At 72.5% G+C, this 25,804-nt stretch carries 23 protein-coding genes; 11 read left to right on the top strand and 12 right to left on the bottom strand.

Translation table 11 applies throughout. The features are described 5' to 3' along the window. On the bottom strand, positions 1-390 hold a 390-nt coding region (locus FF100_RS25775), incomplete at its 3' end, for a TetR family transcriptional regulator (RefSeq protein ID WP_139038690.1). 94 nt (positions 391-484) lie between these two features. Between FF100_RS25775 and FF100_RS25770 the strand changes: the two genes are divergently transcribed. Continuing rightward, positions 485-1,027 carry a PaaI family thioesterase gene (locus FF100_RS25770; protein ID WP_139038625.1) on the top strand — a complete coding sequence of 181 codons (543 nt, stop codon included), beginning with the start codon at positions 485-487 and terminating at the stop codon, positions 1,025-1,027. Further along, the gene (locus FF100_RS25765; RefSeq protein ID WP_246102364.1) at positions 1,024-1,755 is read left to right on the top strand and encodes an SDR family NAD(P)-dependent oxidoreductase; all 732 of its coding nucleotides are present in this window, start codon (positions 1,024-1,026) and stop codon (positions 1,753-1,755) included. Before FF100_RS25770 ends, FF100_RS25765 begins: the two co-directional genes overlap by 4 nt. A gap of 154 nt (positions 1,756-1,909) precedes the next feature. Here FF100_RS25765 and FF100_RS25760 read toward each other — a convergent pair whose 3' ends face one another. Continuing rightward, positions 1,910-2,656 (bottom strand): glucose 1-dehydrogenase, encoded by a 747-nt coding sequence (locus FF100_RS25760; RefSeq protein WP_139038624.1) that lies wholly within the window; start codon positions 2,654-2,656, stop codon positions 1,910-1,912. 107 nt (positions 2,657-2,763) lie between these two features. On the opposite strand from FF100_RS25760, the gene FF100_RS25755 reads away from it, so the two are divergent. Further along, positions 2,764-3,129, top strand: coding sequence for an ArsR/SmtB family transcription factor (locus FF100_RS25755; protein ID WP_139038623.1), 366 nt, complete (start codon positions 2,764-2,766; stop codon positions 3,127-3,129). An 87-nt stretch (positions 3,130-3,216) separates the two neighbouring features. On the opposite strand, the gene FF100_RS25750 is transcribed toward FF100_RS25755, so the two are convergent. Continuing rightward, complete coding sequence (locus FF100_RS25750; protein ID WP_139038622.1) at positions 3,217-5,196, bottom strand: methyl-accepting chemotaxis protein; 1,980 nt, start codon at positions 5,194-5,196, stop codon at positions 3,217-3,219. A gap of 268 nt (positions 5,197-5,464) precedes the next feature. Further along, positions 5,465-6,265 carry an SDR family NAD(P)-dependent oxidoreductase gene (locus tag FF100_RS25745; protein WP_139038621.1) on the bottom strand — a complete coding sequence of 267 codons (801 nt, stop codon included), beginning with the start codon at positions 6,263-6,265 and terminating at the stop codon, positions 5,465-5,467. A 196-nt stretch (positions 6,266-6,461) separates the two neighbouring features. Between FF100_RS25745 and fliF the strand changes: the two genes are divergently transcribed. Genes fliF through FF100_RS25715 form a run of 6 tightly spaced genes read left to right on the top strand, consistent with a single transcriptional unit; the run spans position 6,462 to position 15,055 of the window. Further along, the gene (gene fliF, locus FF100_RS25740) at positions 6,462-8,177 is read left to right on the top strand and encodes a flagellar basal-body MS-ring/collar protein FliF (RefSeq protein WP_139038620.1); all 1,716 of its coding nucleotides are present in this window, start codon (positions 6,462-6,464) and stop codon (positions 8,175-8,177) included. Continuing rightward, on the top strand, positions 8,177-9,166 hold the full coding sequence (locus FF100_RS25735; protein WP_139038619.1) for a hypothetical protein: 990 nt from the start codon (positions 8,177-8,179) through the stop codon (positions 9,164-9,166). The genes fliF and FF100_RS25735 overlap by 1 nt, the downstream gene beginning before the upstream one ends. A gap of 1 nt (position 9,167) precedes the next feature. After that, positions 9,168-10,544 (top strand): MotB family protein, encoded by a 1,377-nt coding sequence (locus FF100_RS25730; RefSeq protein WP_139038618.1) that lies wholly within the window; start codon positions 9,168-9,170, stop codon positions 10,542-10,544. Then, positions 10,541-11,848 (top strand): chemotaxis protein, encoded by a 1,308-nt coding sequence (locus tag FF100_RS25725; RefSeq protein ID WP_139038617.1) that lies wholly within the window; start codon positions 10,541-10,543, stop codon positions 11,846-11,848. The genes FF100_RS25730 and FF100_RS25725 overlap by 4 nt, the downstream gene beginning before the upstream one ends. Beyond that, complete coding sequence (gene fliK, locus FF100_RS38010) at positions 11,845-14,484, top strand: flagellar hook-length control protein FliK (RefSeq protein WP_246102362.1); 2,640 nt, start codon at positions 11,845-11,847, stop codon at positions 14,482-14,484. Before FF100_RS25725 ends, fliK begins: the two co-directional genes overlap by 4 nt. Beyond that, positions 14,438-15,055: a transglycosylase SLT domain-containing protein gene (locus FF100_RS25715; RefSeq protein WP_139038616.1), complete on the top strand. Its 618-nt coding sequence runs from the start codon at positions 14,438-14,440 to the stop codon at positions 15,053-15,055. Before fliK ends, FF100_RS25715 begins: the two co-directional genes overlap by 47 nt. A 234-nt stretch (positions 15,056-15,289) precedes the next feature. Here FF100_RS25715 and FF100_RS25710 read toward each other — a convergent pair whose 3' ends face one another. The 8 genes from FF100_RS25710 to motA all read right to left on the bottom strand — a co-directional run bounded on the left by FF100_RS25710 (position 15,290) and on the right by motA (position 22,115). After that, a complete protein-coding gene (locus tag FF100_RS25710; RefSeq protein ID WP_139038615.1) occupies positions 15,290-16,063 on the bottom strand; it encodes a response regulator transcription factor in 774 nt (257 codons plus the stop codon). A 579-nt stretch (positions 16,064-16,642) separates the two neighbouring features. Next, positions 16,643-17,083 (bottom strand): hypothetical protein, encoded by a 441-nt coding sequence (locus tag FF100_RS25705; RefSeq protein ID WP_139038614.1) that lies wholly within the window; start codon positions 17,081-17,083, stop codon positions 16,643-16,645. Further along, positions 17,080-18,144, bottom strand: coding sequence for an EscU/YscU/HrcU family type III secretion system export apparatus switch protein (locus tag FF100_RS25700; RefSeq protein ID WP_139038613.1), 1,065 nt, complete (start codon positions 18,142-18,144; stop codon positions 17,080-17,082). Before FF100_RS25700 ends, FF100_RS25705 begins: the two co-directional genes overlap by 4 nt. A 77-nt stretch (positions 18,145-18,221) precedes the next feature. After that, a complete protein-coding gene (locus FF100_RS25695; protein ID WP_281287323.1) occupies positions 18,222-19,232 on the bottom strand; it encodes a flagellar motor switch protein FliG in 1,011 nt (336 codons plus the stop codon). Positions 19,233-19,263: 31 nt separating this feature from the next. Then, positions 19,264-19,617 carry a flagellar motor switch protein FliN gene (gene fliN, locus FF100_RS25690; protein ID WP_246102360.1) on the bottom strand — a complete coding sequence of 118 codons (354 nt, stop codon included), beginning with the start codon at positions 19,615-19,617 and terminating at the stop codon, positions 19,264-19,266. 364 nt (positions 19,618-19,981) lie between these two features. Further along, positions 19,982-20,287: a hypothetical protein gene (locus FF100_RS25685; RefSeq protein WP_139038611.1), complete on the bottom strand. Its 306-nt coding sequence runs from the start codon at positions 20,285-20,287 to the stop codon at positions 19,982-19,984. Then, positions 20,271-21,230 (bottom strand): flagellar motor switch protein FliM, encoded by a 960-nt coding sequence (locus tag FF100_RS25680; protein ID WP_139038610.1) that lies wholly within the window; start codon positions 21,228-21,230, stop codon positions 20,271-20,273. The genes FF100_RS25685 and FF100_RS25680 overlap by 17 nt, the downstream gene beginning before the upstream one ends. Positions 21,231-21,242: 12 nt before the next feature. Beyond that, a complete protein-coding gene (gene motA, locus FF100_RS25675) occupies positions 21,243-22,115 on the bottom strand; it encodes a flagellar motor stator protein MotA (RefSeq protein ID WP_048453911.1) in 873 nt (290 codons plus the stop codon). Positions 22,116-22,593: 478 nt separating this feature from the next. On the opposite strand from motA, the gene FF100_RS38425 reads away from it, so the two are divergent. Beyond that, on the top strand, positions 22,594-23,922 hold the full coding sequence (locus tag FF100_RS38425; RefSeq protein WP_139038609.1) for a flagellin N-terminal helical domain-containing protein: 1,329 nt from the start codon (positions 22,594-22,596) through the stop codon (positions 23,920-23,922). A gap of 587 nt (positions 23,923-24,509) precedes the next feature. Further along, positions 24,510-25,804, top strand: a 1,295-nt coding sequence (locus FF100_RS38420; RefSeq protein WP_139038687.1) for a flagellin N-terminal helical domain-containing protein, incomplete at its 3' end; no start/stop codon positions are given.

Here is a 25,804-nt window from a genome sequence, read left to right as displayed (position 1 = left end):
AACGAGGGCGGCCGCGCAGTCCTGCGGGGTGAGGCGGCGCAAGGTCGGCCCGACTGGCCTGTCCACGGCCTCGCTCCCGAGGGCCGCCAGCGCGCAGCCGGCGCCCGGCCGGTCGCGGTGGGCTGCCGACAGGTAGGCGGCGACGAAGCCCGCGAGGTCGGGCGCCGCCCCGGGCTCGCGCGGGGCGGGCGCCAACGCCCCGGCAAGGGCCTGGGCGGCCAAGTCCTCCTTCGAGGCGAAGTGGCCGTAGAAGCCGCCATGGGTCAGGCCCGCCGCCTCCATGACCTCGGCCACCGTGACGGCGGCGAACCCCTTCTCGCGGAACAGGCGGCCGGCCGCATCGAGGATCCGGCGCCGGTTCTCCTGGAACTGCTCGCGCGTCACCCGCATCCCGACTCCGCTCCTGCCGTTGACATCATTGAGGACGATGATCATCAATATGATATCATGATTGCCGTCATGTAAGAAGGCCGAGGGAGGAAGCATGTCCGGCATCGCAGACGAGCCGCCGCGGGAGCGCCGCGTCGCCTGGGCCGATCCGCGGGCGATCGCGAGGGCCGGGCACGGCATGGCCGGGCTCGATTTCCTCCGCGCCCTGATCGCCGGCGCGGTGCCGCCGCCGCCGATCGTGACCCTGATGGGCATCACGCTGGCGGAGGCCGAGCCGGGCCGGGTGACGATGCGGATGCCGGCGGGCGAGTACCTCTACAATCCGATCGGCAGCGTCCATGGCGGCGCGCTGGCGACGCTCCTCGACAGCGTGATGGGCTGCGCCGTCCACAGCACCCTGCCGGCCGGTCGCGGCTACACCACCCTCGAGATCAAGGTGAACTACCTGCGGGCCGTCACGGCGGGCTCCGGCTGCGTCACGGCGACGGGCCGCATCGTCCATGCCGGGCGCCGCCAGGCCGTCGCCGAGGCGAGCCTCGCCGACGAGGCCGGACGGCTCTGCGCCACCGCCAGCACCACCTGCCTGGTCTTCGACCTGCCGGGCTCCCAGGTGACGCTCCAGGAAACGCGCCCATGATGGAGAAACGCGCCCATGACGGAGACGCGCCCGTGATCCCCTACCGCACCGCCCTCGTCGTCGGCGCCGGCGCCGGCATCAGCGCCGCGCTCGCCCGCCTCCTCGCCGCCGAGGGCCTGCGGGTCGGCCTCGCCGCCCGCGACGCGGAGAAGCTCGCCGATCTCGCCGCCGAGACCGGGGCCGAGACCTTCGCGGCCGATGCCGCCGATCCGGGGGCGGTCGAGCGCCTGTTCGCCGAGGCCGATGCCCGCCTCGGCGAGCCCGACGTGGTGATTTACAACGCCAGCGCCCGGGCGCCCGGTCCGCTCGCCTCCCTCGATCCGGAGGCCGTGCGGCGGGCGATTGACGTGACCGCCTACGGCGCCTTCCTGGTCGCCCGCGCGGCGGCGCGGCGCATGGAGCCGCGCGGCCACGGCGCGCTGCTGTTCACCGGCGCCACCGCCGGGGTGAAGGGATTCCCGCTCTCGGCCGCCTTCGCGATGGGCAAGTTCGCCCTGCGCGGCCTCGCCCAGAGCGCGGCGCGCGAACTCGGGCCCAAGGGCATCCACGTCGCCCACGTCGTCGTGGATGGCGCGGTGCGCAGCGCCCGCCGGCCCGACCCGGCGGACAGGCCCGACAGCACCCTCACCCCGGAGGGCGTGGCGCGCGCCTATCTCGAACTGCTGCGCCAGCCGCGGGACGCGTGGTCGTTCGAGGTCGAGCTGCGGCCATGGGTCGAGCGGTTCTAGCCCTCCCTCGCCGAGGCGGTGACCGCTTCGGCGAGGGAGACAAAAGCGATTGCTCCCTGCGGCGCCGCGCCGTGCGGCCCTGCCGAGGATGCCGCATCCGGGCGTGCCTGCGCGCGCCCCGTCATGGTCGCGCGCAGGCATGATCCTCGTAGCCTCAGCGGATGCCGCCGCTGGCGGTGATCACCTCGCCCGTCAGCCAGCGGGCGTCGTCGGATGCGAGGAACGCCACCACTCCGGCAATGTCGTCCGGCTGGCCGGCGCGGCCGAGGGGCGTCTGCGCGACGAGGCTGGCTTCCATGTCGGAGCCGACGACCCCGGCCGTCTGCGCGCCCTCGGTCACGACGAAGCCCGGGCTGACCACGTTCACGCGGATCTTGCGCGGCGCCAGCTCGTTGGCGAGCACGCCCGAGATGGCGTTCACGGCGCCCTTGGTTCCCGCATAGACCGCGGCCGCGGGGGTATGCACGTGAGTGATCGCCGAGGAGATGTTCACGATGCTGCCGCCTTCGCCGAGGTGCTTGGCGGCGGCCTGCGTCGTCAGCAGCAGGCCGAGCACGTTGATGTCGAACTGGCGGCGGTAATGGTCCTCGGTCAGCGCCTCGATCGCGGCGAATTCGTAGATGCCGGAATTGTTGACCAGCACGTCGAGCCGGCCGAAATGGGTCACGGCGGCCTCGATCAGGCCTTGCGCGTCGGCCGCCTTCGACACGTCGCCCCGTACCGCGACGGCCCGGCCGCCGCCCGAGACGATGGCCGCCACCACGGCGTCGGCCCCCGCCTTGCTGGAGGCATAGTTCACCACCACGGCGGCGCCGTCCCGCGCCAAGGCTTTGGCGATCCCGGCACCGATGCCTTTCGACGCGCCCGTGACGACGGCGACCTTGCCCTCGAGCTTGGACATGTGTGGTACTCCCCGATCCGGGCCAGCTCCGGGATGGAAGCGATGGTCCCATAGTTCGGAACTTCGGAACTATGGGCGCGGAGTTCAAGGCCTTACGTGGACGAATGATGAGACCGCTGCTTCACCCCGCCATCGAGGACGTGCGCCCTGAGGCGATCCTGCACGCCCTCGCCGACCCGAGCCGGGCGGCGATCTTCGCCACGATCATGCGGGCCGGCTGCATCGAGGCCTGCTCGGCCCTCGCGGCCGTCGGCGACCGGGTGATCCCGAAATCGTCATTGTCCAACCACTTCAAGGTGTTGCGGGAAGCCGGCCTGATCCGGAGCGAGCGCCACGGGGTCGAGGTCCGCAACGTCTCCCGTTGGGCCGAGGTGGAGGCCCGCTTCCCCGGCCTGCTGCCGGGGATCATCAACGCCTACGCGGCCTGCGTCGGCTCCGATCCGCAGGGAGCGGACACGGTCGCTCCACCGTAGGAGCGCCGCCACACCGCGCCTCCCGGGCTGCGCGCCATCCTCGCACCCGGCAGGCCGGATCGGCCCTCGATCCTGACGGGCCAGCCCTCACGCCGTCCGCACCGCCTCCAGAAAGCCGTGGACCCGGCTGCGCAGGTGCTCGGCCTGGCGGGCGAGCTCGGAGGAGGTGGCGAGCATCTGGGCTGCGGCGCTGCCGGTTTCCTGGGCGGCCTGCGAGACGCCGGCGATCGTCGCGGTGACCTCGCCGGTGCGGGTCGAGGCCTGCCCGACGGAGGCGACGATCGCCCGGGTGGCGCCGTCCTGCTCGCGCACGGTGGAGGCAATGGCCCCGGCCGTGTCGCTCACCGCGTGGATCGTCCCTGTGATGCCGGTGATCGCCGCGACCGCCCGGCCGGTCGAGGCCTGGATCCAGGCGACCTGCTCGCCGATCTCCGCGGTCGCCCGGGCGGTCTGGCCGGCGAGCTGCTTGACCTCGGCGGCGACGACCGCGAAGCCCCGTCCCGCCTCGCCGGCCCGGGCCGCCTCGATGGTGGCGTTGAGCGCCAGCAGGTTCGTCTGCTGGGCGATGCCCGAGATCAGCGCGACCACGTCGCCGATGCGGGTCGCCGCGCCGGCAAGGTCTGCGACGATCGTGCCCGCCTGCGCGGCCTCCGCGACGGCCTCCCTCGCGCGCTCGGCGGAGTCGGTGGCCTGCCGGTCGATCGCCGCGACCGAGGCCCCGAGCATCCCGGCCGCGTTCGTGACCATGCCGACGTTCCGGGCCGCGTCGCCGGAAGCCTCCGCCACGGCGGCGGAGCGCCGGGCGGTCTCACCCGCGGTGCCGGTGAGCCGGGTGGCGGTCGCCTGCATCTCGGTCGCCGCCGCCGAGACCATGCCGACGACCTCGCCCACCGCCCGGTCGAAATCCTGCACCAGCCCATCGACCGTCGCGGCCCGGCGGGCGTGCTGCGCCTGGCCCCTCGCCTGCGCCGACCGCAGGGTATCGGCCTCGGCGAGGCGGTCGCGGAACAGCCGGACCGCGCGGGCCATGGTGCCGATCTCGTCGCTGCGCCCCGTCGCCGGGACGGACGCGTCGAGCCGGCCCTCGGCGAGGGCCCGCATGGTCTGGTCGAGGCCGGCGAGCGGCCGGCCGATGTGGCGTGCCAGCGCCCAGGCGACGGCGAGCGCCGCCAGGGCGGCCGCGGCGAGCGTGCCGACGAGCAGCAGGGCGGCCCGGTGCCGGGCGGCGACCACGTCGGAGACATCGAGCGCCACCTCGATCGTGCCGATCGTCTGGCCGGCGAAGGTGACGAGCGGGCCGGCCGTCACCGCGGTCGCCCGCTCGCGGAGCCGGACCTCGCGCCAGGCGATCGGCCCGGTCGCCGCGGCCCCGTGCGCGGCGGCGTCGAGCAGGGTCTTGTCGGGGAAGGTGGCCGCCAGGGTCGTGGGGGGGCCGTCCTTGACGAGGTGGAAGGCCAGATCGACGCCGAGCCGCCGCTTCAGCTCGGCCAGGAAGTCGGCGCCCAGCACGCCGCAGGCATCGGCGATGCCGAGCGTCGTGCCGTCCCGCACCACCGGGACGGCCGCGTAGATCCCGATCGCGTCCCGCCCGGGCTCGATGCCGGTCGCCGGCCGGCTGCTCTGCAGGGCCGACCGCACGGTGGCGCGCCGTGCCAGCACCGAATCGCCGTGGGCCTCCGGCGCCAGGAGCCGCGCGACCGCGACGCCGTCCGGGCGGAAGAAGCTCATCCGCTGCAGGTTCAGGTCCTCGGCCAGCCGCGCCCCGAGGGCCGCGTAGCGCGCCAGGATCGCCGCGCGGTCGCCGCGCCGGAGCGCCTCGCCGATCGCCGGGTCGTGGGCGAGGCTGGTCGCGGCCGCGAGCGCCCGCTGGCCCTGCTCGGCCATCGCGTCGGTCACCGCCTGGTAGCGCTGGCCCAGCGCCGCCGCGATGGCGGCGTCGGCGGCCTCACGCTGCTGCCGGTCGGCCGTCCAACCGAGGAGCGCGGTGGCGGACAGGGAGCAGGCGAGCAGGGCGGCGGTGAGCTTGCCGCCGATGGAGCGCAGGGCGGGCACGCGTCGCGAGGACATGGCATGATCTGAGGGTTCGGCAGGTCGGGCTCGACCAGGCTCGATCCTGTCGATCGGTGGTTAACCCGTGGTGAATTCCTGTCATTGTCAGGTCATGGCGGACGGGTGACGATCCGATCGATTGCGCCAGACGGTGCGTGGACGAGTGCCGCGACCTGCTGATTTCCGGCGTCATCGACGTTCCGCGCGATCGTCCGGTCGTCGTCTCGACGGAAGATTGTCCCAGGGCCGCCCGTCCGGGACGTGCCGCGGCGGCCCGACCTCGTCCTCAGCTCCGGTAGCGCGCCGCCGCGTGGCCTTGCGCGAAGTTCGGCACCATCGCCCGTCGCGCCGCCTCGAACGCCTCCCATTGGCCTGCATCCGGCAGGGAGGGGATGGTGACCGCCTCGCGCCGGTCGAACCCGGTGAGGGCGGCATCGACCATCTCGCCGACCTCCATCACGCCTTGCAGGCTCTCCACCGCCCGGTCGGAGCGCTCCCAGATCTCGGTCCGTGTCGCGGCGGGCAGCACCGCCTGCACGTAGACGCCCCGCGGCCCGAGCTCCGCCTGCAACGCCTGGGACAGGGTCAGCATGTAGGCCTTGGTCGCCCCGTAGACGCCGGGCAGCCATTCGGGCGCCAGCGCCACCACCGAGGCGAGATTGACGATGGCGCCGCCGCCGCGGCCCGGGAAGGCCTGCGCCGCGGCACCCGCGAGGCGGGTCGGCGCCACCACGTTGAGGGCGACGAGGTGGTATTGCGGCGCGAGATCCGCGGCCGTGAAGCCCGCCGGGGCGGCGGCACCGGCATTGTTCACCAGGATCCCGATCCGGGCATCGTCGCGCAGGCGAGCCTCGACCGCGGCGAGGCCGGCCGGATCGGTGAGGTCGGCGGGCAGCACGTCGACCGCGACGCCGGTCTCGGCCCGCAGCCGCTCCGCGACCCGGTCGAGGCGGGCGGCGTCGCGGGCCACCAGCACCAGGGCATGGCCCCGGCGGGCGAGGCGCTCGGCGTAGGTGGCGCCGATGCCCGACGAGGCACCGGTGATCAGGGCGGCGGGCCGCAGCGCGGCGTCGTTCGTGTCGGTCATCGTCGTTCTCCGTGCCGGCGGATTTTTCATGATCGCCGTCATGTGCGTATTGATGTTGATCATCATGAAAATCGTCAATCGGCTCTTCCGCCGTCGGGTGCGCCGGCGCACGCGGGCCCGCAACCTCCGCACAAGGCAGGCGCGTCACAGAGCGGTGAGGCAGTGTCGCCTGGGCTGGGACGGGATTGGCTGAGGGATGTCCGGTCGCGAGCAAGCCGAGAGGCTGTGGAGCAACATCGTCGAGCTCGGGCCCCGGCGTCTCGCCGCTCTCGGGCTGATCGGCCTCGTGGTGTTCCTGGCGGTGGGCCTGGGTGCCTACTACCTGAGCCGGCCAGCGCAGGAGACGCTCTATACCGGTCTGTCCCGCGAGGACGTGGCCCGCATCGGCGGCGTGCTCAAGGATGCGGGCATCCGCTTCGACGTCAGCGCCGACGGCGGCGCCGTGCTGGTGCCCTACGGCAATACCGCCCAGGCCCGGATGCTGCTCGCCGAGAAGGGCCTGCCGCAGAGCTCGAAATCCGGCTACGAGCTGTTCAACGATCTCGGGTCGCTCGGCATGACCTCGTTCATGCAGGAGGTGACCCGGGTCCGGGCGCTCGAGGGCGAGATCGCCCGCACGATCCAGGGCATGAAGGGCGTGCGCGCGGCGCGGGTCCACATCGTTCTGCCGGAGCGCGGCTCGTTCCGGCGCGACCAGCAGCCGCCCTCGGCATCCGTGGTGGTGCGCACCGAGCCGGCCGACGACACCAGCGGCGCCCAGGCGATCCGCCAGCTCGTCGCCTCGGCGATCCCCGGCATGAAGCCCGACCGGGTCACGGTGATCGGCGCCGACGGCACGCTGCTCCTGTCGGGCGACGACGGCGCCCAGGCCCCGACCGGCAAGATGGCGAGCCTGGAGAAGGACATGAGCCGCGAGGTGCAGGACCGGATCCGCCGGGCGCTGACACCTTATCTCGGCCTCGGCAATTTCGAGGTCAGCGTCGCGGCCCAGCTCAACACCGACAAGACCTCGACCAACGAGACGATCTACAACCCCGACCAGCAGGTCGCGCGCTCGGTCCGCTCGGTGCGCGAGAACGAGAACAGCCAGAACCGCAGCGCCCAGCGGCCGACCAGCGCGCAGCAGAACCTGCCCGACCAGCGCACCCGCTCGGACGGCAACGACACCGCCAGCAACGAGACCTCCAAGAAGGAGGACCTCACCAACTACGAGATCGGCCAGAAGGTCATCCAGACGGTGAGCGACGGCTACGCCGTGAAGCACCTCTCGGTGGCGGTGCTGGTCAACCGCTCGCGCCTCGTCGCGCAATCCGGCCAGGCGGGCCAGCCCGGCCAGGACGCCGCCAGCGTCAACCTCGACAAGCAGATCGCCGAGATCGAGCAGATCGTCGCCTCGGCGGCCGGGGCCAACAAGGAGCGCGGCGACACGGTCAAGGTCGCGGCGGTGGGCTTCATCAACGACGGCCAGGCCCTCGAGCCGGTGCCGCCGCTCAGCATCGCCGACGTGATGATGCGCCAGTCCGCGACCCTCATCAACGCGGCGACCATCCTGGTGGTGGCCGGCCTGCTGATCTGGTTCGGCCTGCGCCCGGCGCTCCGCGCCATCCTGGCGGTGCCGGAGGCGGCTCAAGGCGAAATCGCGGCGCTCGAGGCCGCGGGCGCCGTCGCTGCCCTGCCGGGCGGGATCGAGGCCGGTGCCCTGCCGGCGCCGGGCGCGGTGCCGGGCGCCATCCCGGGCCAGCCGGCTCTGGCCGGCCCCGAGGGCATGCCCGCCATGGCGAGCCTGATCGAGGACATGGCCGAGAAGGCGAAGAACTCGCCGCAGAAGCGCCTGGAGCAGATGATCGACCTCGACGAGGAGCAGGTCGCCGCCATCCTCAAGCGCTGGCTGCTGCGTGAGGAGCCGGCGTGATGAACGCGGTGATCGCCCGCTACCTGCCGGAATTCCCGGTCGAGCAGGTCCCGGCGCAGGTCCAGGTGCCCGCGCAAGTCCAAATCCCGGCGCAGGCGTCCCGGGTCCCGGCGCTGCCGTCGCCTCAAGGCCAGGCCGCCCCGGCCCCCGGCGACCCTCTCGGCAATCCTTGGGCCGGCCTCGCCCGTGCGCCCCGTTCGCCCGCGCCGCTCCCGGCCCTGGACGCGCCAGACGCGATCCGGATCGAGCCGGCCCGAGCCGCAGGCTCGCCGACGCCTCCGCCCGCAGGTTCGACCGAGAGCCTGGCCGATGTCTGGCGCGAGGGCCTGCACGCGCTCGTCGCCAAACCTCCGGCGGTCAAGCCTCCGGTGGCCGCCCCGCCGGTCCCCACGCCGTCCGCTGCGCCGGAGGCGAGCGCGCCGGTCGCGACGAGCCCCTTCGTCAAGCCGCCCGCGGTAAAGCGCGAGACGCCCGAGGAGCGGGCCGCCCTGCTCGCCGAGGCCGAGGAGCGCGGCCGGCAGCTGGGCCTGGCCGAGGCGCGCCGGGAGGCCGAGACCGCCCGCCTGCGGGCGGCCGAGGAGGCGGAGGCCCGCCTCGTCGAGGCGCGCCGTCACTGGAGCGCGGCCGAGGCCGAGGCCCTGGCCGACGGCTTCTCGGCGGCTTTGCGCGCCCTCGACGCGACCCTCTCCGACCGGATCGCCCGGCTGCTGGTGCCGGTGCTGACCGACGCTTTGCGCCGCCAGGCGGTGGCCGAGCTGAGCGGCGCGCTGACCCGGCTGCTCGCCGAGCCGCAGGCCGCCACCGTGCGGGTGAGCGGGCCCGAGGACCTCCTGGCGGCGCTGGCCGGCCGGCTCGGGCCGCTCGCCGCCGCTGTGTCGTTCACTCCGGCCGAGACGCCCGAGGTGCAGGTGAGCGCCGACCAGACCGTGATCGATACCCAGCTCGGCGCCTGGACGCGCCTCATCGCGGCGGCGGTGGCGGAGACCTGAGATGTCCGAGGGCCATCAGGAAATCATCATCATCAAGCGCCACGGCGACCACGAGGACGGCCATCACGGCGGCGCGTGGAAGATCGCGCTCGCCGACTTCATGACCGCCATGATGGCGCTGTTCCTGGTGATGTGGCTGATCAACTCGACCAGCAAGGAGCAGAAGCAGACCATCGCCGAGTACTTCAACCCGGTGAAGCTCGCCGAGGTCACCCACGACAAGAAGGGCCTGCGCGATCCCCACGACACCCCCTCCGAGCCCGGCGCCGAGGGCGGCAAGGCCGAGGGCAAGGGCGGCGAAGGCAAGGGCGAGGGGAAGGGCGAGGGGAAGGGCGAGGGCAAGGCCGGCGACAAGGCGAGCGAGGCCGCCCCGGGCAGCCGGGCGCGGGAATCGGCCCTGTTCCAGGATCCCTACGCCGTGCTGGCGCGGCTGGCCGCCGAGAGCGACCGCGGCGACACCGCGAGCGCCGACGCGGCGTCGCTTGAATCCGGCCAGCCCGGCATCAGCGGCGGCGACGCGGCGCGCGATCCGTTCGATCCGCTCTACTGGCAGGTCGAGCCGCTGCCGCGCCACCGCACCGACCGGCCGGGCAAGGTCGGCACCGCCGTGAAGGCCCCGGCCGAGAACCGCCTCGATGCGGCGGGTCAGGTGGCCTCCGCGGGCAAGCCGCGCGACCCGAAGGACGCAACCACCCGCGTCGCGTCGGCCGACGATACGCTGCCGCTCACCCCGCGCGATCCGGCCCGGGACGCCGCGAAGGATCCCGCCAAGGACAAGGCGGCGGCCCTCAAGGAGCCGGCGCCCAAGGAGCCGGCGCCCAAGGAGACCGGGAAGGATCCGGCCAAGGACGCCGCCAAGGATGCCGCAAAGGATCCTGCCAAGGACCCCGCCAAGGACAAGGCGGCCGAGACCGCCGCGGTCGCCGCGATGAAGGCCGAGATCGCCAAGGCGGTGGCCCCCCTCTCGACCGGTGCACCGATGCCGAAGGTCGAGGTGCGCCGCTCCGGCGAGGGCATCCTGATCAGCATCACCGACGAGATCGACTTCACCATGTTCGGCATCGGCTCGGCCGAGCCGACCCCGAAGGTGGTGCGGGCGATCGAGAAGATCGCCAAGGTCATCAACGGCCGGCCCGGCCGCATCGTGGTCCGCGGCCATACCGACGGGCGGCCGTTCCGCTCCGAGACCTACGACAACTGGCGCCTCTCGACGGCCCGGGCGCAGATGGCCTCCTACATGCTGGTGCGCGGCGGCGTCGACGAATCCCGCATCGAGCGCATCGAGGGCTACGCCGACCGCCAGCCGCGCAATCCCGCCGATCCGAAGGCGGCGGAGAACCGGCGCATCGAGATCCTGGTGCGGGGGCTGCCCGAATGAGCCGCCGCCGCAAGGCCGGCCTGAGGCTGGCCGGGATCCTCCTCGCGGCCGGGCTGCTCCCGGTGGCGATGCCGGCCCAGGCCGCCGGGGACGGGCATGGCGGCCCCGCCGCGCCGGCCGCCGAGTCGCACGGTGGGGGAGGGGACGGGCATGGCGGCCATGCCGCGCCGGCCAAGCCGATCGAGCCTCTGCCGGTGGCGCCCCGCGGCCTGCCGGTCGAGCTGGTGCGCACGCTCCAGCTCCTCCAGGACCGCATCGCCCGCGGCTCGACCCAGGCCCATCTCGCCCAGCGCCAGCTCCTCGGCCATATCGAGCAGCGCCTGCTCGCCCTCGAGCCCGAGGCCTGGGGCAGCCCTGAGAACGTCCGGGCGGCGGTGACCTTCGCCCTGAGTGGCGGTGGTCCGACGCTGCTGCGGCGGATGCTCGAGGCGGGCAGGCTGCCCGACGGCGATGCGCCCCTGGTGCAGGGCGCACTCGCCTATCTCGAGGGCCGGGAGCGCGAGGCGCGCACCCTGCTCGGCCGCTTCGACGCCCGCACGCAACCCCCCGGCCTCGCCGGCCAGCTCGCCCTGACCCAGGCGGCGGTCACCGTGCGCGAGGCGCCGCGCAAGGCGATCGAGCTCCTCGACCTCGCCCGGCTGCTGGCGCCCGGCACCCTGGTGGAGGAAGGGGCCCTGCGCCGCGAGATCTTCATCCACGCCCAGGGCGGGGACGCGAAGCGCTTCGAGGCCCTGTCGATCCAGTACCTGCGGCGGTTCCGCCGCTCGGTCTATGCCGGCAATTTCCGCCAGCGTTTCGCCACGGCCCTCACTCGGCTCGACTTCGACACCGACCGCGCCCGCGTCGCCCAGCTCGAGCGGATGCTGGACGAGATCGAGCCGGGCGAGCGGCGCGACCTCTACCTACTGGTCGCCCGGGCCGGGCTGGACCAGGGCCGGCGCGAGACCGCGACCTTCGCGGCCGAGCGGGCGCTGAGCCTCGCCGGCCCCGACAGCGAGGCCGCGTCCCGGGCCCGGCTCTACCGCGCCGCCGCCCTGATCGTGGTGGACGGGCGCTACGAGGAGGGGCTCGATTCCCTGCGCGGGATCGAGCGGGCCGGGCTCGACCCGGCCGACCTGCGCCTCCTCGACGCCGCGCTCTCCACCGCCGGCCAGATCCGCGGCGGCGTCCCACCGGTGGCGCCGGTCGCCGCCGAGCCCGCCCCGTCCGCCCCCCGGCGCCAGCTTCCCGAAGCCGCGTCGATCGCCCGGGCGCGGGAGGCGCTCGCGCAGGTCGACCGGGTGATCGACAGGACCGACCCGTGACCCCCCTCGACGCGATGCTGCCGGGCCCGCAATCCCGCTTCGACGGCGCCCGCAAGTCCGGCGAACCCGTCCTTCCCGGCCCCGGCCCCGGATTCGATGCGATGCTCGACAGTCTCGAGCGCCGCGAGCCCGCGCCGGAGGCCGGCGCGGCCGCGGAACAGACGGAAGCGGGCCCGGGGCCGGCGCCGCGTCCCTCGGTGCTCGGGGCGCTCCTCGCCGGCGCGGCCGGGGCGGCGCCCGCCGCTGCGGGCGCGGCGCCTGCGACCCCGCTCCGCCCGGGCGGGGCGGATCTCGCCGCCCTGATGGAGCGGGCGGCGGGCCGGCCGCCCGCCACCGGCGCATCGGACCCATCGGACGCGCCGAACGCATCGAACGCATCGGGCGCACGGCAGGGCGCCGCACCCGCCGCGGCCCTGCCGCAGGACGCGGCCGCGCCGAACCCCCAGATCGATGCAACGCCGGGCCGGGCGCTCTCCGCCCGGCCGCCGCAGGGCGTCACGGCGCGCGCGCTCCCGCCGCAGCGGGCGGCGCAGGCCCATGCCGCCTCCGCCCTCGCCGCCTCCGCCCTCGCCGCCCCAAATCTGGCAGCCCCGGATCTAGCAGTCCCGGATCTGGCCGCTGCGGGATCGGACCCCGCCGCCCCGACCGCGGCGGCCGAGGACCCCTCCGTCCGCGCCGACGAGGATCCGGCGCCGAAGGCCGGGGCCGGACCGAGCCTCGCTCCGGCCAGTGTCGCACCGTTCGCCCCCGTGGTCTGGCCGGTGCGCACCGACCTCGCCGCCGTGCCGGCCCCGGCGACCGGGCCGGGCGCCTCGACGGGGGCCTCCCGGTCCGCCCCCGACCCGGTCCCCGCCACCGCCATGCCGCTCCCGGCCCTCGCACAGGCGGTGGCGGCACGGGCGGAGACGGCGCCGGCACGGCACGGGCCGGCGGGCTTGGCCCAGCTGGACTCCGCACAGACGAGCTTGGCACAGACGAGCTTGGAACAGGCAGCGTCCGGCATGGCGGCGCGGCCGGTCGCGATGCTGGTCGCGCAGGAAACGCATTTCGCCCCGGTCACGTCGCCCTCCGCCGCCCTGCCTTCCGCCGGTGCGGGCCCTGCGGCGCCGGCCGGAACGTCCGACGCCGTCGCGTCCCTGGGCGGGGCGGCATCGCCGGTCCCGACGGCCCAGGCCGGATTCCTCCAGCGGGCCGTGGAGCCGCTGCCGGCGACGCCGCCCGCCGCACCGACTGCGCCGGCCGCGGGAGCGGTCGCTGCGGCGTTCGTGGCGCAGCCCGCCGGTTCGTCTCCGGCTCCGTCGGAGGCCCCGTCCACCGTCCGGACGGCGGCCCTGACCACTCCGCCGGTCGCTGCATCCGCCGGTCCGGAACTCCCGGCCGGCGCCGAGCCGCTGCGCGATGCGCCGCGCCCGGACGCGCCACCGATGGCCTCGGCCGATGCGGCGCCCGCCGGAGCCACCCCGGTCGCCGCCGCGCGGCCGCATGAGCCGGCTCCGGTGATGCCCTCCGTCCCCCCGGCGACGGACGGTTCCGCGCCGGCTGCATCGGCACGGCCCGAGGCTCCGGTGCCCGGCCCGGTCGGAGCGCCGGCCCCGTCCGGCCCGGCTCCAGCCCTCCCCGCGGCCCCGTCCGGCCCGGCTCCAGCCCTCCCCGCGGCCCCGTCCAACCCGGCTCCGGCCCTTGCCGCGGCCGCTCCGCCGCCTGGCGCGGCGGCGCCCCAGCCCGCGATACCGTTGTCGGGCCAGGCCGGCCGTGCCGCCGAAGCCCTGCCCGGTGCGGGCGCGGCGACCCCCGGGCGCAGCGTCCGGATGCCCGTCGGGCAAGGCGGCGACGCGTCCTCCGAGGCTGAACCCGCCGTGACGTCCGAGGAGGCGCCCGACCCGGCACGGATGGCGGATCGGCTGCGTCAGGGCGAGGTCGGCCGCCACGCGCCCTCGCCCGAGGCCAGGCTCATGCCGCAGGCCAGGCTGTCGCAGGCCGGGCTCTCGCCCGAGGCCGGATCCACCGCCGCGTCGGAACGCCGGGCCGAGGGGCCGGCGGATCCGGCCGGCGGCGCGCCCGCCTCCGTGCATGGGGCGCCGCCCGCCCCGACAGCCTTGCCCGCCGCCACCCTGCGCCAGATCGCCGATGCGGTGACGACCGGGGCCGCGTCCCTGCCGGACGCCGCCTCGCTCCGGGCCGGTGCGGCCGCGGCGGCGCTGAGCGCCGCCGCCCAGGCGGAGGGGCCGGTGCGGCTCATGACGCTGCAGCTGCGACCGGCCGAGCTCGGCCAGGTCCTGGTCCGGATGCGCCTCCAGGACGGCCGCCTCGAGATGAGCCTGCGTGCCGAGCGCGAGGAGACCGCGGATCTCCTGCGGCGTGACGGCGGCCTGCTGAGCGCCCTCGTGCGCGAAGCCGGCTACCAGCCCGACCTCGTCACGGTCCAGGCCGGGCGCGTGACGGGTCAGGAGACGCCGCCGCAGGGGGGCCAATCCCTGCCGGACTTCGCCGGCGGCCAGCCGCAGCAGGGTGGCGCGAGCCCGGACCAGCCGGCCCGCCGCACCCCTGGCGCGCCCGAGGAAGGCGGGCGCCGGAGCATGGAGCAGAGAGATGAAGCGCATCACGGCGATCGCGACCGCGGCGGCCTGTATCTTTAACGCCGTCACCGGCGCCCATGTCTCGGGCGCCCATGCCGCCGCCACGGTCTCGGGCGCCGCCAAGGCGCCGCTGCCCGCGACCGGCAATGTCTGCGAGCAGCAGATGGCGCAGGCCGCGTCGCGCCATGGCGTCCCCCTCGGCATGCTCTACGCCGTCGGGCTGACCGAGAGCGGCAATCGCGGCTCGCTGCAGCCCTACGCCATGAATATCGGCGGCAAGGCGTATTTCGGGTCGAGCGCCGCCGACGTGGTCCGGCGCCTCGGTGAGGCGCAGGCCAGCGGCGTGCGCCTGGTCGATCTCGGCTGCATGCAGATCAACCACCATTACCACCGGGCTAAGTTCTCCTCGATCGAGGCGATGATCGACCCGCGCCAGAACGTCGAGTATGCGACGACCTTCCTCAAGGAGCTCAAGGCCCGGGAGGGCAGCTGGACCCTGGCGGTGGCGCGCTACCATGCCGGGCCGAACAACAACCCGGCGCAGAAGCAGTATGTCTGCCGGGTGATCGCCAACATGGTGGCCTCCGGCTTCGGCCAGTGGACGCCGGGGGCCAAGACCTTCTGCAAATGACACGAGCCTGCCCGAGGGGGCCATCGGCGAGGGCCGCCGCCCCTCCGCACTCTGCTCGGATACACCGGCGGAGCGCCACCCGCTACGTCAGTCCGGGCCGGGCCGGGCCGGGCCGGAAGCGGGCCGGGATGTGCGCCGCCGGGCGATCTGTTCCCCGTCGCGACCAGCCCGCGTCAGGACCGTCTCTTGGCGCATCGGCTTGGCGTCTCGGCTTGGCGCCGGCGAGGCGGTGGGTCAGCCGACGTAGGTATAGCCGATGTAGCGCTTGGCCTCGATCGGGTCGTGGCCGAGCTGCAGCGCCAGCTTCTTGCGCAGCTTGCTGACATGGCCCTCGACCACGCTCTCCTCGGCGCCGTCGCTGTACACGCCGTAGACGCCGTTGAAGAGCTGGGTCTTGGTCACCCGCCGGCCGCGGTTGCGGACCAGGAATTCCAGGATGTGCCGCTCCCGCCGCGGCAGGGACAGCGTCACGCCGTCGATCTCGGGGTCGCGCCCGTCGAAGAACACCCTCAGCCGCTCGGGGCTGGCCTGCGGCGTGACGGCGCCCGGCTCGGCCTCCGGGCTGACGCGGGTCTGGGCGGGATTCGCGTGGCTGAGAGTGGCGGGGCCGAGACTTCCTTGGCCGAGGCACCCGTGAGCGGCCTCGCCGTTCACGCGGCGCCAGATCGCCTCGGCCCGGGCCAGGATCTCGCGGACATGGACGGGCTTGGGCAGCACGTCGTCGATGCCGGCATCGAACAGCACCAGGGTCTGCTCGAGCGAGCGTGAATCGGCCAGCGCGATGATCGGCGCGCGGGACTGACGGCGAATCGCGCTTGCGCAGCGGGCGCGCTCGGCGAAGTCGCCGAGCAGGAATCCCTGGACCGCATCGAGGTCGCTGCGGGACGCCGACTCGATCCAGCTCGTGAACTCGTCCGGCGACAGGGAGAAGGAAGATACTCCTTCTCTGTCGAAGCCGGCCTTGAAACCTGCATTGACCGATTTCCTGGCATCGACCAAGAAATACATCTGTCGTACCCTCATCGAGCCTGACCAGGTCCCGCAGCGTCACGCCGCTTCGACCTCGGTCCAGTCTTGCCCCGCCGGCTCGGAATCTTCAACCGTCGGCACGCACTGCGCACGCCCCGTTTTCGAATTCCTGCGGTGTCCGATATGCGCCACACGAATCCATGTCCGCGCGGATGCGGGCGGTCAATGACCGCTGCGCCGCAGCAAGCTGGCTTCGCAAGGCTTTTTTTAGAAATCGACGACGGTGTGGGAGCGGGGACGCGTTAAGCGGCGGTTAGTTCGGCCTTGGCCGCGATCCGGGGCGGTGGAACCGTCCAACGAACGGATGGGGGGACGAACCCGGCCCCGCCCTGATTCGGCGATACGGGCGCAGGCCATCCGCGTGCGCAATGTCCGCGACGAGCCGGTGTCCGCGTCGTCGGACGACGCGTCAGAGGGGAGGGGAGAGGGCCCGCGCGTCCCTCGATCGCAGTCCCCCGGGCGGGCGTCGCGTCCCGGACGCAGCCGGACCGCCCCGCATCGGCCCTTGCGCCCCGGCTCCCGGACGGGCTCGGCCCCGGGCGAGACGGGTGGTGCGGCTCAGGAGAGCCGCGCTTCGGAGAGGGCGCGGGCGAACGTGTCGAGGTGCAGGGGCGGGCCGTCCTCGGCCAGGATGCGCTGGATCGCCACGCCGACGAAGCAGCCGTCGAGGACGAGCTTGAAGAACACCGTCACGGGCTTCGTGACGAATTCCATGTCGAGCACCACCTGCATCGAACGGCCCCAGGTGAGGCAGACGTCGGCGGCGTCGGCATAGGTCAGGGTGGCGTCCTTGAAGAACGGTTCGGCCGAGGAGGCGACGAGGTCGGCGATGTTGCCGTGGCGCTCGCCGCGCACCCAGCCGATCAGCACGCTGCCGTCGAGCAGGCAGAACTCGGTGATGAAGTCGCGGATCGCCGTCGCGAAGACCTCCTCGGCCGCCGCGATCACGTCCCCGGACACCATCCGGGCCTGCGCGAGATCGTGGTCGTAAGGGATCATCGTTGTCTCGCGAACAGGAAGAACAGGATCTGCGCGACCGCGCGGTAGAACTCCGCGGGAATCATCTGGTCGACCTGGACAGCATCGTACAGCGACCTTGCGAGAGGCTTGTCTTCGATCACCGGGATGCCCTTCTGCTCGGCGATCTCGCGGATGCGCAGGGCGATCAGGTCCTGGCCCTTGGCGAGCACGATCGGCGCCGGCCCTTCGGACGGCTCGTAGCGCAGGGCCACCGCGAAATGGGTCGGGTTGGCGATGACGACGGTGGCGCGATCGACCTGGCCGAGCATGCGCTTGCGCGTGCGGTCCTGGGCGAGCGAGCGCAGGCGCGCCTTGACGGTCTGATCGCCCTCGATCTGCTTGTGCTCGTCCTTGACCTCCTGGCGCGACATCTTGAGCGAGCGCTGCCAGCGCAGGCGCGCCCAGACGAGGTCGCCCGCCACGATCACGATGGTGGCGATGCTCACGGCCGAGACCAGGCGGATCGCGGTGGTGAGGATCAGCTCGGGGAGCAGGCTCGGATCGACGAACATGGCACTCACGGCTTTGGCCTGTTCCGAGCGCAGGAGCAGGAGGACGACGAGACTGACCGACGAGACTTTAAAGACGGCTTTCAGGAACTCGATCTGGCCGGAGCGGCCGAAGATCCGGCTCCAGCCCGAGGCCGGGGAGACGCGGTTCCATTTCGGTGCGATCCGGTCGGCGACGAGGCTCGGGACGTTCTGGGCCAGCGAGGCGACGAGCCCGAACCCCGCCAGCACCAGGAGGATCGGGGCGAGGAAGCGGGCCAGCGCGAAGCCGGTGGCGTGCATCAGGGTGAGCGCATCCTCGCCGGTCGCGAGGGAGAACCCTCCCGGATGGTCGAGGAACGAGGCGAGGTCGCGGGCGAGCGCCGTCGCCTGCCCCCGCACCACCAGGCTCAGGCAGACGAGGAGGCCGAGGATCGAGGCGAAGACCGGCGCCTCGCGGGAGAACGGCACGTTGCCCTTCTCGATCGCGTCGCGCACCTTCCGCTCGGTGGCGACCTCGGTCTTGCTCTCCTGGTCGGTCTCGTCAGCCATGTGCGGGCTTGCGGGGCGGACGCCCCGTCCAGGACGAAGCGCGGCCGATCACCGCTGGTGCCCGATTCCCGGCCGGCTCAGCGGATGAGCGCGTCATCCTCGCCTCCCGGGTTGATCTCGATCTCGCCGCGGCCGGCCATGTCCATGGCGAGGTCGGTGATGCTGCGGCGCGCCTCCATCACGTCGCGCTGGGCGGCGGGGTCGCCGCCGTTGAGCTCGTGCTCGACCATGCGGCGCACCCGGGCCGACAGCGCGCTCAGCACCACGGTGCGGAACTCGGCATCGGTGCCCTTGAGGGCCAGCACCAGGCGGTCGTTGGGCACCGCGTCGAACAGGGTGGTGCGGGCGCGCGGCTGCAGCTTGACGATGTCGTCGAAGGTGAAGAGCAGGCCCTTGAGGATCTCGACCGATTTCGGCCGCGCCTCGGCGAGGCTGGTCAGCGCCTCGTCCATCTGCTGGCGGTCCATCTTGTTGATGATGTCGGCCATCTTGGCGTGGGTGTCGGCGCCGGCATTGCGCGACCCGTTGATCAGGAAATCCTCGTGCAGGGTGCGCTCGACCGTCTGCATCACCTCGTCGACCACCGGCTTGAAGCTCAGCATCCGCCGCATCACGGTGTTGCGCAGCGGCAGCGGCAGGTGCCCCATCACCTTGGCGGCGATGGCCGGCTTGATCCGCGACAGGATCAGGGCCGCGGTCTGCGGGTGCTCCTTGACGAGGTAGCTCGCCAGCACGCTCTCCTGCACCGTCGCCATCCGCTCCCAGACCGAGCGGTTGGCGTTGCCGCGCACCTCGGCCAGGATGTCGGCGATCTGGTCGGCCGGCAGCAGGCCGGTGAGGAGCTTCTCGACCTCCTGCACCGTGCCGACGAGGCTCGCCCCGCCGGCGAATTCCTCCGAGAAGGTCTCGACCACGTCGTCGAGCTGGTCGGGGCTCACCATGCCGAGCTTCGAGGCCGAGCGGGTGATCCGCTTGATCTCGTCCGGCTCGAAATACTTCAGCAGGCGCCCCGCCGCGGGCTTGCCCATCGCCAGGAGCAGGGTCGCGACCTGGTCGACGGGCGCGAGCTCCCGGTGGGTGCTTCGCAAGGCCGGAGGGGGCGCCGCAAAGTTCACGCGATCAGCCGTTCTGTGCGCCGTCGGCCGGGCCGACGACTTCGGTCAGCGAGACGCCGAAGCGGGAATTGTCCTCCTCGACGATGACGATCTCGCCGCGGGCGATCACCCGGCCGTTGACCATCACGTCGACCGGCTCGCCGACCCGGTGGTCGAGGGGGACGATGGCGCCGCGGCCGAGCTTCATCAGGTTGGCGACCGGCATGGTCGCGGAGCCGAGCACGACCTGCACCAGCACCGGGATGCGCAGGATCGAGTCGAGGTTGCGCCCGTCCTCCGCCGGCTGACCCGCGGAACTCGCGCCCTGGCTCGGGAAGGCCGGTCCGGCGCCGGCATCGGGAAAGGGGCTGCTGCTCATCGCGGGCTCGCGTCGAAGTCTCGTACTGTTCCTGACTGGTCTAGGCGATCAAGCTGATCCGAGGCTTGCGGCTTCGCCGTTCGGGCTTCGGCCGGCCGGGGCTCGCCGCGGCAGGCACGACCCTACCGGCGCGGAGCTTGGCGTCCCGAGGCCCGCAGCTGCGGCGGCGGCGATGTCCAGAGCCTTGTTCGCCGCCATGGTGACCGCTTCGTCGACGGACCTGCCGCCAGGACCGGACGACATCGCGCAGTACCGAACGCGCCGTCCGACGATGCGGGATCCACGGGGTCGGACGGTGCGCGAGGTGTGGGACGTCCACCGCGGTCGCTTCGACGAACCGGCATCCGCTTCGCCGGACGATGCGCTAGCCCGCGGCCGCGTCCCGCGCCGCCTGCTTGACCGCGTCGCGGCGGGCGGCCTCGAGGGCGTCCAGCGTCGCCCGCGCCTCCTCGATCTTGGCGCTCAACGCCTCGAGCACTGCGCGGCCCTCACCGGTGAAGTTGCGCACCGCGTCGCCGGCGCTGGCCAGCGCATGGCCCGAGGCCGCGACCGCCCGTCCGTACTCGGCCTGGGCGCGGTCGAGGCGCTTGAGCTTCAGGTAGAGCGGCAGCACGCAGGCCGTGGTGCCCACCAGGGCGGCGAGCAGCACCCCATCAACCAGCGACACCATGCTCCGCCCCTTCCTTGTCCTGGATGGCCTCATCGATCCGCAGGACGTAGGCGCCCTGCGACTGCCCGGCATGGCACCAGAACAGCGGCTTGTCGTTGCCCTCGAGCTTGATCCGCGTCGCCGGCGTGGCGTCGAGGGCGATCACCTGGCCGACCTTCAGGCCGGCGATCTCGCCGAGCGTCAGGTGGCGCTCCTCCAGCACGGCGCGCAGCTGGACCGTGGTCTTCTGCACCTCGGCGGCGATCTGGCTGGTCCAGCGCGGGTCGCGCCGGGTGCTGGTCTCGCCGGTCAGCACCTTGGCGAGGCTCGGCCGCAGCGGGTTGAGCACCCCCTGCGGGATGATGATGAACATCTCGCCGCTGCGGCTGAGCGCCTGGAGGTTGAACTTGGCCTGGATCGCCTTGTTGCTGCGCCGGCCGATCACCGCGAACTCCATCCGGGTCTCGGTGCGCTCCAGGGTGAACGCGGTCTTCGAGACGAGGCCGAACGCCCCCTCGAGGGCCCGGCCGACCTGCTCGAGGATCGTCTGGGCGATGCGCAATTCCATCGCCGAGAAGGTGCGCTCGTCGTCGACCGGCTGCTCCGAGCCGTCGCCGCCGAACAGCACCTCGACCATGGTGAAGATGAAGTCGCGGTCGAGGCCGACCAGGATATGGCCGTCCCAGGCCGGGGCCTGGAAGATGCCGACCACCGCGTTCGCGTCGTAGGCGTCGAGGAACTCGCCGAAGCTCCCGGTCTCGACGCCGCTCAGCGAGTAGATGACCGACGAGGCGGCGAGGTGCTTGACGCCGTCGCCGCAGGCCGTGGCCAGGCGGTCGAAGATGAGCTGCAGCATCGGCAGCCGGTCCAGGGAGAGGCCGGCGGCCTCCTGGATGCGGGCGCGGATGTCGGCCGGGCTCGTGAGGATCCTGGGATCGGTCTTGGGATCGGTGGTAGGGGCCATCGTCGGTGCGTCTTATGCCGCTTCGCGGTTCTGGGCGCCCGGCACGGTGGCCGCCTCGACCTCGTCGATGGTCGGGCGGTCGGCGGCGGCGATGCCCTTGCGGCCGTGCTCGATCGCGACCTGCGGCAGGGCGCCGTTCATGTAGGCGATCAGGCTCTGCTTGACGATGGTGTAGACCGAGCACTGCTTCTCGCGCACGCCCTTCACCTTGATGGCGAGCGGCGCCAGCACGCCGTAGGAGGCGAACACCCCGAAGAAGGTGCCGACGAGGGCCGCGCCGATCAGGCCGCCGAGGATCTGCGGCGACTGGTCGAGGGCGCCCATCGCCTTCACGATGCCGAGCACCGCCGCGACGATCCCGAGCGCCGGCAGCGCCTCCGCCACCGTGTTGATCGCCCCGTAGGGCTTCAAGGCGTACTTCTTGTGCGTGCCGATCTCCTCCTCCATCAGCGCCTCGATCTCGTGCGAGCGGGCGCCGCCGATCAGGATCAGCCGGCAATAATCGCAGATGAACAGGACCAGGCCCTGGTCCTTGGTCACGTCCGGGTAGTTCTTGAAGATCTCGGAATTCGCCGGGTCGTCGAAATGGGTCTCGACCTCGTTGCGCGGCTTGGTCTTGATCTCGCGCAGGAGGGCGTGGAGCAGGCCGAGCAGGGACAGGAAGTCCTTGCGCTTCGGGCCCTTGCCGCTGAACGCCTCCATGGTCGCCTTGCCGGAATCGACCACGGTCTTCATCGGGTTGGCGATCACGAAGGTCCCGGCCGCCATCCCGCCGATGATGACGAACTCCCAGGGCTGCCAGATCACGATCAGGTGGCCGCCCATGGCCACGAAGCCGCCGAGCATGCAGCCGATGGCGATGACCAGGCCGACGATGATCCCCATGTGCCGCGATGCTCCGTCTTGACGGGGATTGCTCTAAGGCCGGTGGCTTGCGCGGGGCTTTTTCGCGGAGGTCCGGGCGCGGGTACCAGGATCCCGGGGCGCCAATTCCCACCGCCGCCGCACTGGATTCAGGCTGATTCTCTCGCGGGTTACCCCAGTGTTGTCCTGGTTATCCCCAGGCTGTCCGCGCGCCATGGGCGGCTTAAGCGGTTGATAAGGCGAGTCTCGCGATAGTCCTCCCTGTCGCCGGGGCAAGCAAAGGCTTCGGCGGCAGGCGCAGCGGAGGGCTTAACCAGCCCTAGACATGATGTCGACCCGCTGCCCCCGGTGAGAAGCCGGATGTGTTGAAAGCTCAGACGGTACGGTGACTGTCCGCGGGCCGCCAAGGCCCGCGGACACGACAACCCGACCCGCTGCACCGGTACGAGCCCGGACTCCTGCACAGTCCCGCCACCGCGCAACACCGGACCCCTTTGCCATGACCAGCCTGCTGACCAACACCGCCGCGATGACGGCGCTGACCACGCTCAAGAAGATCGGCCAGAACCTCGACACGACCAGCAACCGCGTCTCGACCGGCCAGCGCGTCTCGGCCGCCTCGGACAACGCCGCCTACTGGTCGATCGCCACCACCGTGCGCACCGACAATTCCTCGCTGGGCGCCATCAAGGACTCGCTCGGCCTCGGCTCCTCGTCGGTCGACACTGCCTATAACGGCGTCTCCAGCATCATCACCAACCTGCAGACCCTGCGCAGCAAGCTGCAGACCGCGCTGCAGCCGGGCGTCGACCGCTCGAAGGTCCAGACCGAGATCGCCGCGATCCAGAACCAGATGAAGGCCACGGCCGACTCGTCGGTGTCGAGCGGCCAGAACTGGCTGTCGGTCAACTCCTCCGACTCGAGCTACACCGACGTCCGGTCGGTGGTCGCCGGCTTCACGCGCGACAGGACCAACAGCATCACCTTCTCGACGGTGGATGTCTCCACCCAGGCCATCCGTCTCTACGACGCGGGTAACGGCGGCACCCAGGCGACCACCGCCAAGGCGATCGGCAGCGCGCCGGTCGCGGCCACGATCGACTTCAGCGGCTCCGCCGACGCGTCCTTCTCCATCAAGGCCGGCGGCGCCAGCGGCACCGCCAACACCATCACGCTGACGAAGGCGACCCTGTCCTCGGCCGTGGCGAACGTCGCCGCGGTCACGCGTCAGGAACTCGTGAGCGCCATCAACAACCAGATCGCGGCCTCGGCCAACAACGCCGGCAAGGTCCGGGCGAGCCTGGACGGCTCGGGCCGGCTGACCTTCGAGACCACCGCCACCGGCGCGACCGACGCCAAGCTCGACTTCACGATGGGCGCCTCCGCGACCGTCAACATCGGCTACGGTGCGGCCTCCACGGCGATGACCCAGGCGGTCGGCGCCGACGCCTCGGCCGGCGCGGCCGGCGGCATCCTGGACAGGGGGACGGTGGGCAACTCGATCGCGACGCTCTCGGTCTACAGCGGCGGCGCCGCGGCAGACGACAACTCCGTCAAGGCGTCGATCAACCTGGTCGAGGCGGCACTTGCCAAGGTGACCGACGTGGGTACCAAGCTCGGCGCCAACAAGACCCAGATCGACGGTCAGAAGAACTTCGTCGACACGCTGATGAAGGTGAACGACCGGACGATCGGCACGCTGGTGGACGCCGACATCGAGGAGGAGTCGACGAAGCTGAAGGCGCTGCAGACGCAGCAGCAGCTGGCCGTGCAGGCCCTGTCGATCGCCAACGAGTCGAGCCAGAACGTCCTCTCGCTGTTCCGCTAAGCCGTGAGGGCGGTCCGCCAGGGCCGCCCCCGCCATCGACGAACGAGAAAGGCCGCGCTCGATCCGAGCGCGGCCTTCTCCGTGTTCAGGGGCCTTCGATGAGGGTAGCGGTCGCCGCCGCTCCGTCCCGCGACCCGCAGCGGCCGCCCGCCCTCGCGAGAGCCGGCCTGCCCTCCCGCCCCGCCGGCCGTCCATCGGGCGGACCCGAGCGTGCCCCCATCCCTCGCCGAAGCTGGGGCAGGCGCGGAACCGGACCGCGCGTGCCGCCCCAGGCACGGTCCGCGCCGGTTCCAGATCCGGACCGGCGGGGGCGTTTAACCTTAATCACCTGCTAAGTGGTTCTCGCCATTATGAGGTCATCGGCAGGGCGGTCCCCAAGGGGGGAACGCGGTGCCGGCGAAAGCTTCCAGCGGCCGGGTTCCATCCCGGAGACATGACGTCGACCCGCTGCGGCCGGTGAAAGTCCGGATGTCCAACGCGCAGCGCGACCCCGCTCCCCGGGGTCATGGTCCGCAAACGGCGACTTGCGCCCCGGCGCGAGCCCGAAACGGACCTTTCCTCGACCCTTGTTCCGGAAAGCCCGACCCATGACCAGCCTTCTGACCAACACCGCCGCGATGACGGCGCTGACCACGCTCAAGCGCATCAGCCAGAACCTCGACACGACCAGCAACCGCGTCTCGACCGGCCAGCGCGTCTCGGCCGCCTCGGACAACGCCGCCTACTGGTCGATCGCCACCACCGTGCGCACCGACAACGCCTCGCTCTCGGCCGTCAAGGACTCGCTCGGCCTCGGCTCCTCGGCGGTCGACACCGCCTATAACGGCGTGACCAGCATCATCACCAACCTGCAGAACCTGCGGTCCAAGCTGCAGACCGCGCTGCAGCCGGGCGTCGACCGCTCGAAGGTCCAGACCGAGATCGCCGCGATCCAGAACCAGATGAAGTCCGTCGCCGACTCGTCGGTGTCGAGCGGCCAGAACTGGCTGTCGGTCAACTCCTCCGACGGATCCTACACCGACGTCCGGTCGGTGGTCGCCGGCTTCTCGCGCGACAGGACCGGTGCGATCGCCTTCTCGACGGTGGATGTGTCCACCCTGGCCATCCGTCTCTACGACGCGGGGACCGGCGGCACCCAGGCGACCACCGCCAAGGCGATCGGCAGCGCGCCGGTCGCGGCCACGATCGACTTCAGCGGCTCCGCCGACGCGTCCTTCTCCATCAAGGCCGGCGGCGCCGGCGGCACCGCCAACACCATCACGCTGACGAAGGCGACCCTGTCCTCGGCCGTGGCGAACATCGCCGCGGTCACGCGTCAGGAACTCGTGACCGCCATCAACAACCAGATCGCGGCCTCGGCCAACAACGCCGGCAAGGTCCGGGCGAGCCTGGACGGCTCGGGCCGGCTGACCTTCGAGACCACCGCCACCGGCGCGACCGACGCCAAGCTCGACTTCACGATGGGCGCCTCCGCGACCGTCAACATCGGCTACGGTGCGGCCTCCGCGGCGATGACCCAGGCGGTCGGCGCCGACGCCTCGGCCGGCGCGGCCGGCGGCATCCTGGACAGGGGGACGGTGGGCAACTCGATCGCCACGCTCTTCGTCTACAGCGGCGCCGGCGCCGTCGACGACAACTCCGTCAAGGCGTCGATCAACCTGGTCGAGGCGGCGATCGCCAAGGTGACCGATGCGGGCACCAAGCTCGGCGCCAACAAGACCCAGATCGACGGTCAGAAGAACTTCATCGACACGCTGATGAAGGTGAACGACCGGACGATCGGCACGCTGGTGGACGCCGACATCGAGGAGGAGTCGACGAAGCTGAAGGCGCTGCAGACGCAGCAGCAGCTGGCCGTGCAGGCCCTGTCGATCGCCAACTC

This window comes from Methylobacterium terricola, assembly GCF_006151805.1.
Taxonomy (GTDB): Bacteria; Pseudomonadota; Alphaproteobacteria; order Rhizobiales; family Beijerinckiaceae; genus Methylobacterium; species Methylobacterium terricola.
Note: the sequence above shows the minus strand (reverse complement) of the source record. Positions and strands in the feature narration are given on the sequence as shown.

Excerpts from the sequence above, each read along its gene's own strand:
- FF100_RS25770 (WP_139038625.1), top strand. The coding sequence starts at position 485 with ATGTCCGGCATCGCAGACGAGCCGCCGCGGGAGCGCCGCGTCGCCTGG.
- FF100_RS25765 (WP_246102364.1), top strand. The coding sequence starts at position 1,024 with ATGATGGAGAAACGCGCCCATGACGGAGACGCGCCCGTGATCCCCTAC.
- FF100_RS25760 (WP_139038624.1), bottom strand. The coding sequence starts at position 2,656 with ATGTCCAAGCTCGAGGGCAAGGTCGCCGTCGTCACGGGCGCGTCGAAA.
- FF100_RS25755 (WP_139038623.1), top strand. The coding sequence starts at position 2,764 with ATGAGACCGCTGCTTCACCCCGCCATCGAGGACGTGCGCCCTGAGGCG.
- FF100_RS25750 (WP_139038622.1), bottom strand. The coding sequence starts at position 5,196 with ATGTCCTCGCGACGCGTGCCCGCCCTGCGCTCCATCGGCGGCAAGCTC.
- FF100_RS25745 (WP_139038621.1), bottom strand. The coding sequence starts at position 6,265 with ATGACCGACACGAACGACGCCGCGCTGCGGCCCGCCGCCCTGATCACC.
- fliF (WP_139038620.1), top strand. The coding sequence starts at position 6,462 with ATGTCCGGTCGCGAGCAAGCCGAGAGGCTGTGGAGCAACATCGTCGAG.
- FF100_RS25735 (WP_139038619.1), top strand. The coding sequence starts at position 8,177 with ATGAACGCGGTGATCGCCCGCTACCTGCCGGAATTCCCGGTCGAGCAG.
- FF100_RS25730 (WP_139038618.1), top strand. The coding sequence starts at position 9,168 with ATGTCCGAGGGCCATCAGGAAATCATCATCATCAAGCGCCACGGCGAC.
- FF100_RS25725 (WP_139038617.1), top strand. The coding sequence starts at position 10,541 with ATGAGCCGCCGCCGCAAGGCCGGCCTGAGGCTGGCCGGGATCCTCCTC.
- FF100_RS25715 (WP_139038616.1), top strand. The coding sequence starts at position 14,438 with ATGAAGCGCATCACGGCGATCGCGACCGCGGCGGCCTGTATCTTTAAC.
- FF100_RS25710 (WP_139038615.1), bottom strand. The coding sequence starts at position 16,063 with ATGTATTTCTTGGTCGATGCCAGGAAATCGGTCAATGCAGGTTTCAAG.
- FF100_RS25705 (WP_139038614.1), bottom strand. The coding sequence starts at position 17,083 with ATGATCCCTTACGACCACGATCTCGCGCAGGCCCGGATGGTGTCCGGG.
- FF100_RS25700 (WP_139038613.1), bottom strand. The coding sequence starts at position 18,144 with ATGGCTGACGAGACCGACCAGGAGAGCAAGACCGAGGTCGCCACCGAG.
- fliN (WP_246102360.1), bottom strand. The coding sequence starts at position 19,617 with ATGAGCAGCAGCCCCTTTCCCGATGCCGGCGCCGGACCGGCCTTCCCG.
- FF100_RS25685 (WP_139038611.1), bottom strand. The coding sequence starts at position 20,287 with ATGGTGTCGCTGGTTGATGGGGTGCTGCTCGCCGCCCTGGTGGGCACC.
- FF100_RS25680 (WP_139038610.1), bottom strand. The coding sequence starts at position 21,230 with ATGGCCCCTACCACCGATCCCAAGACCGATCCCAGGATCCTCACGAGC.
- motA (WP_048453911.1), bottom strand. The coding sequence starts at position 22,115 with ATGGGGATCATCGTCGGCCTGGTCATCGCCATCGGCTGCATGCTCGGC.
- FF100_RS38425 (WP_139038609.1), top strand. The coding sequence starts at position 22,594 with ATGACCAGCCTGCTGACCAACACCGCCGCGATGACGGCGCTGACCACG.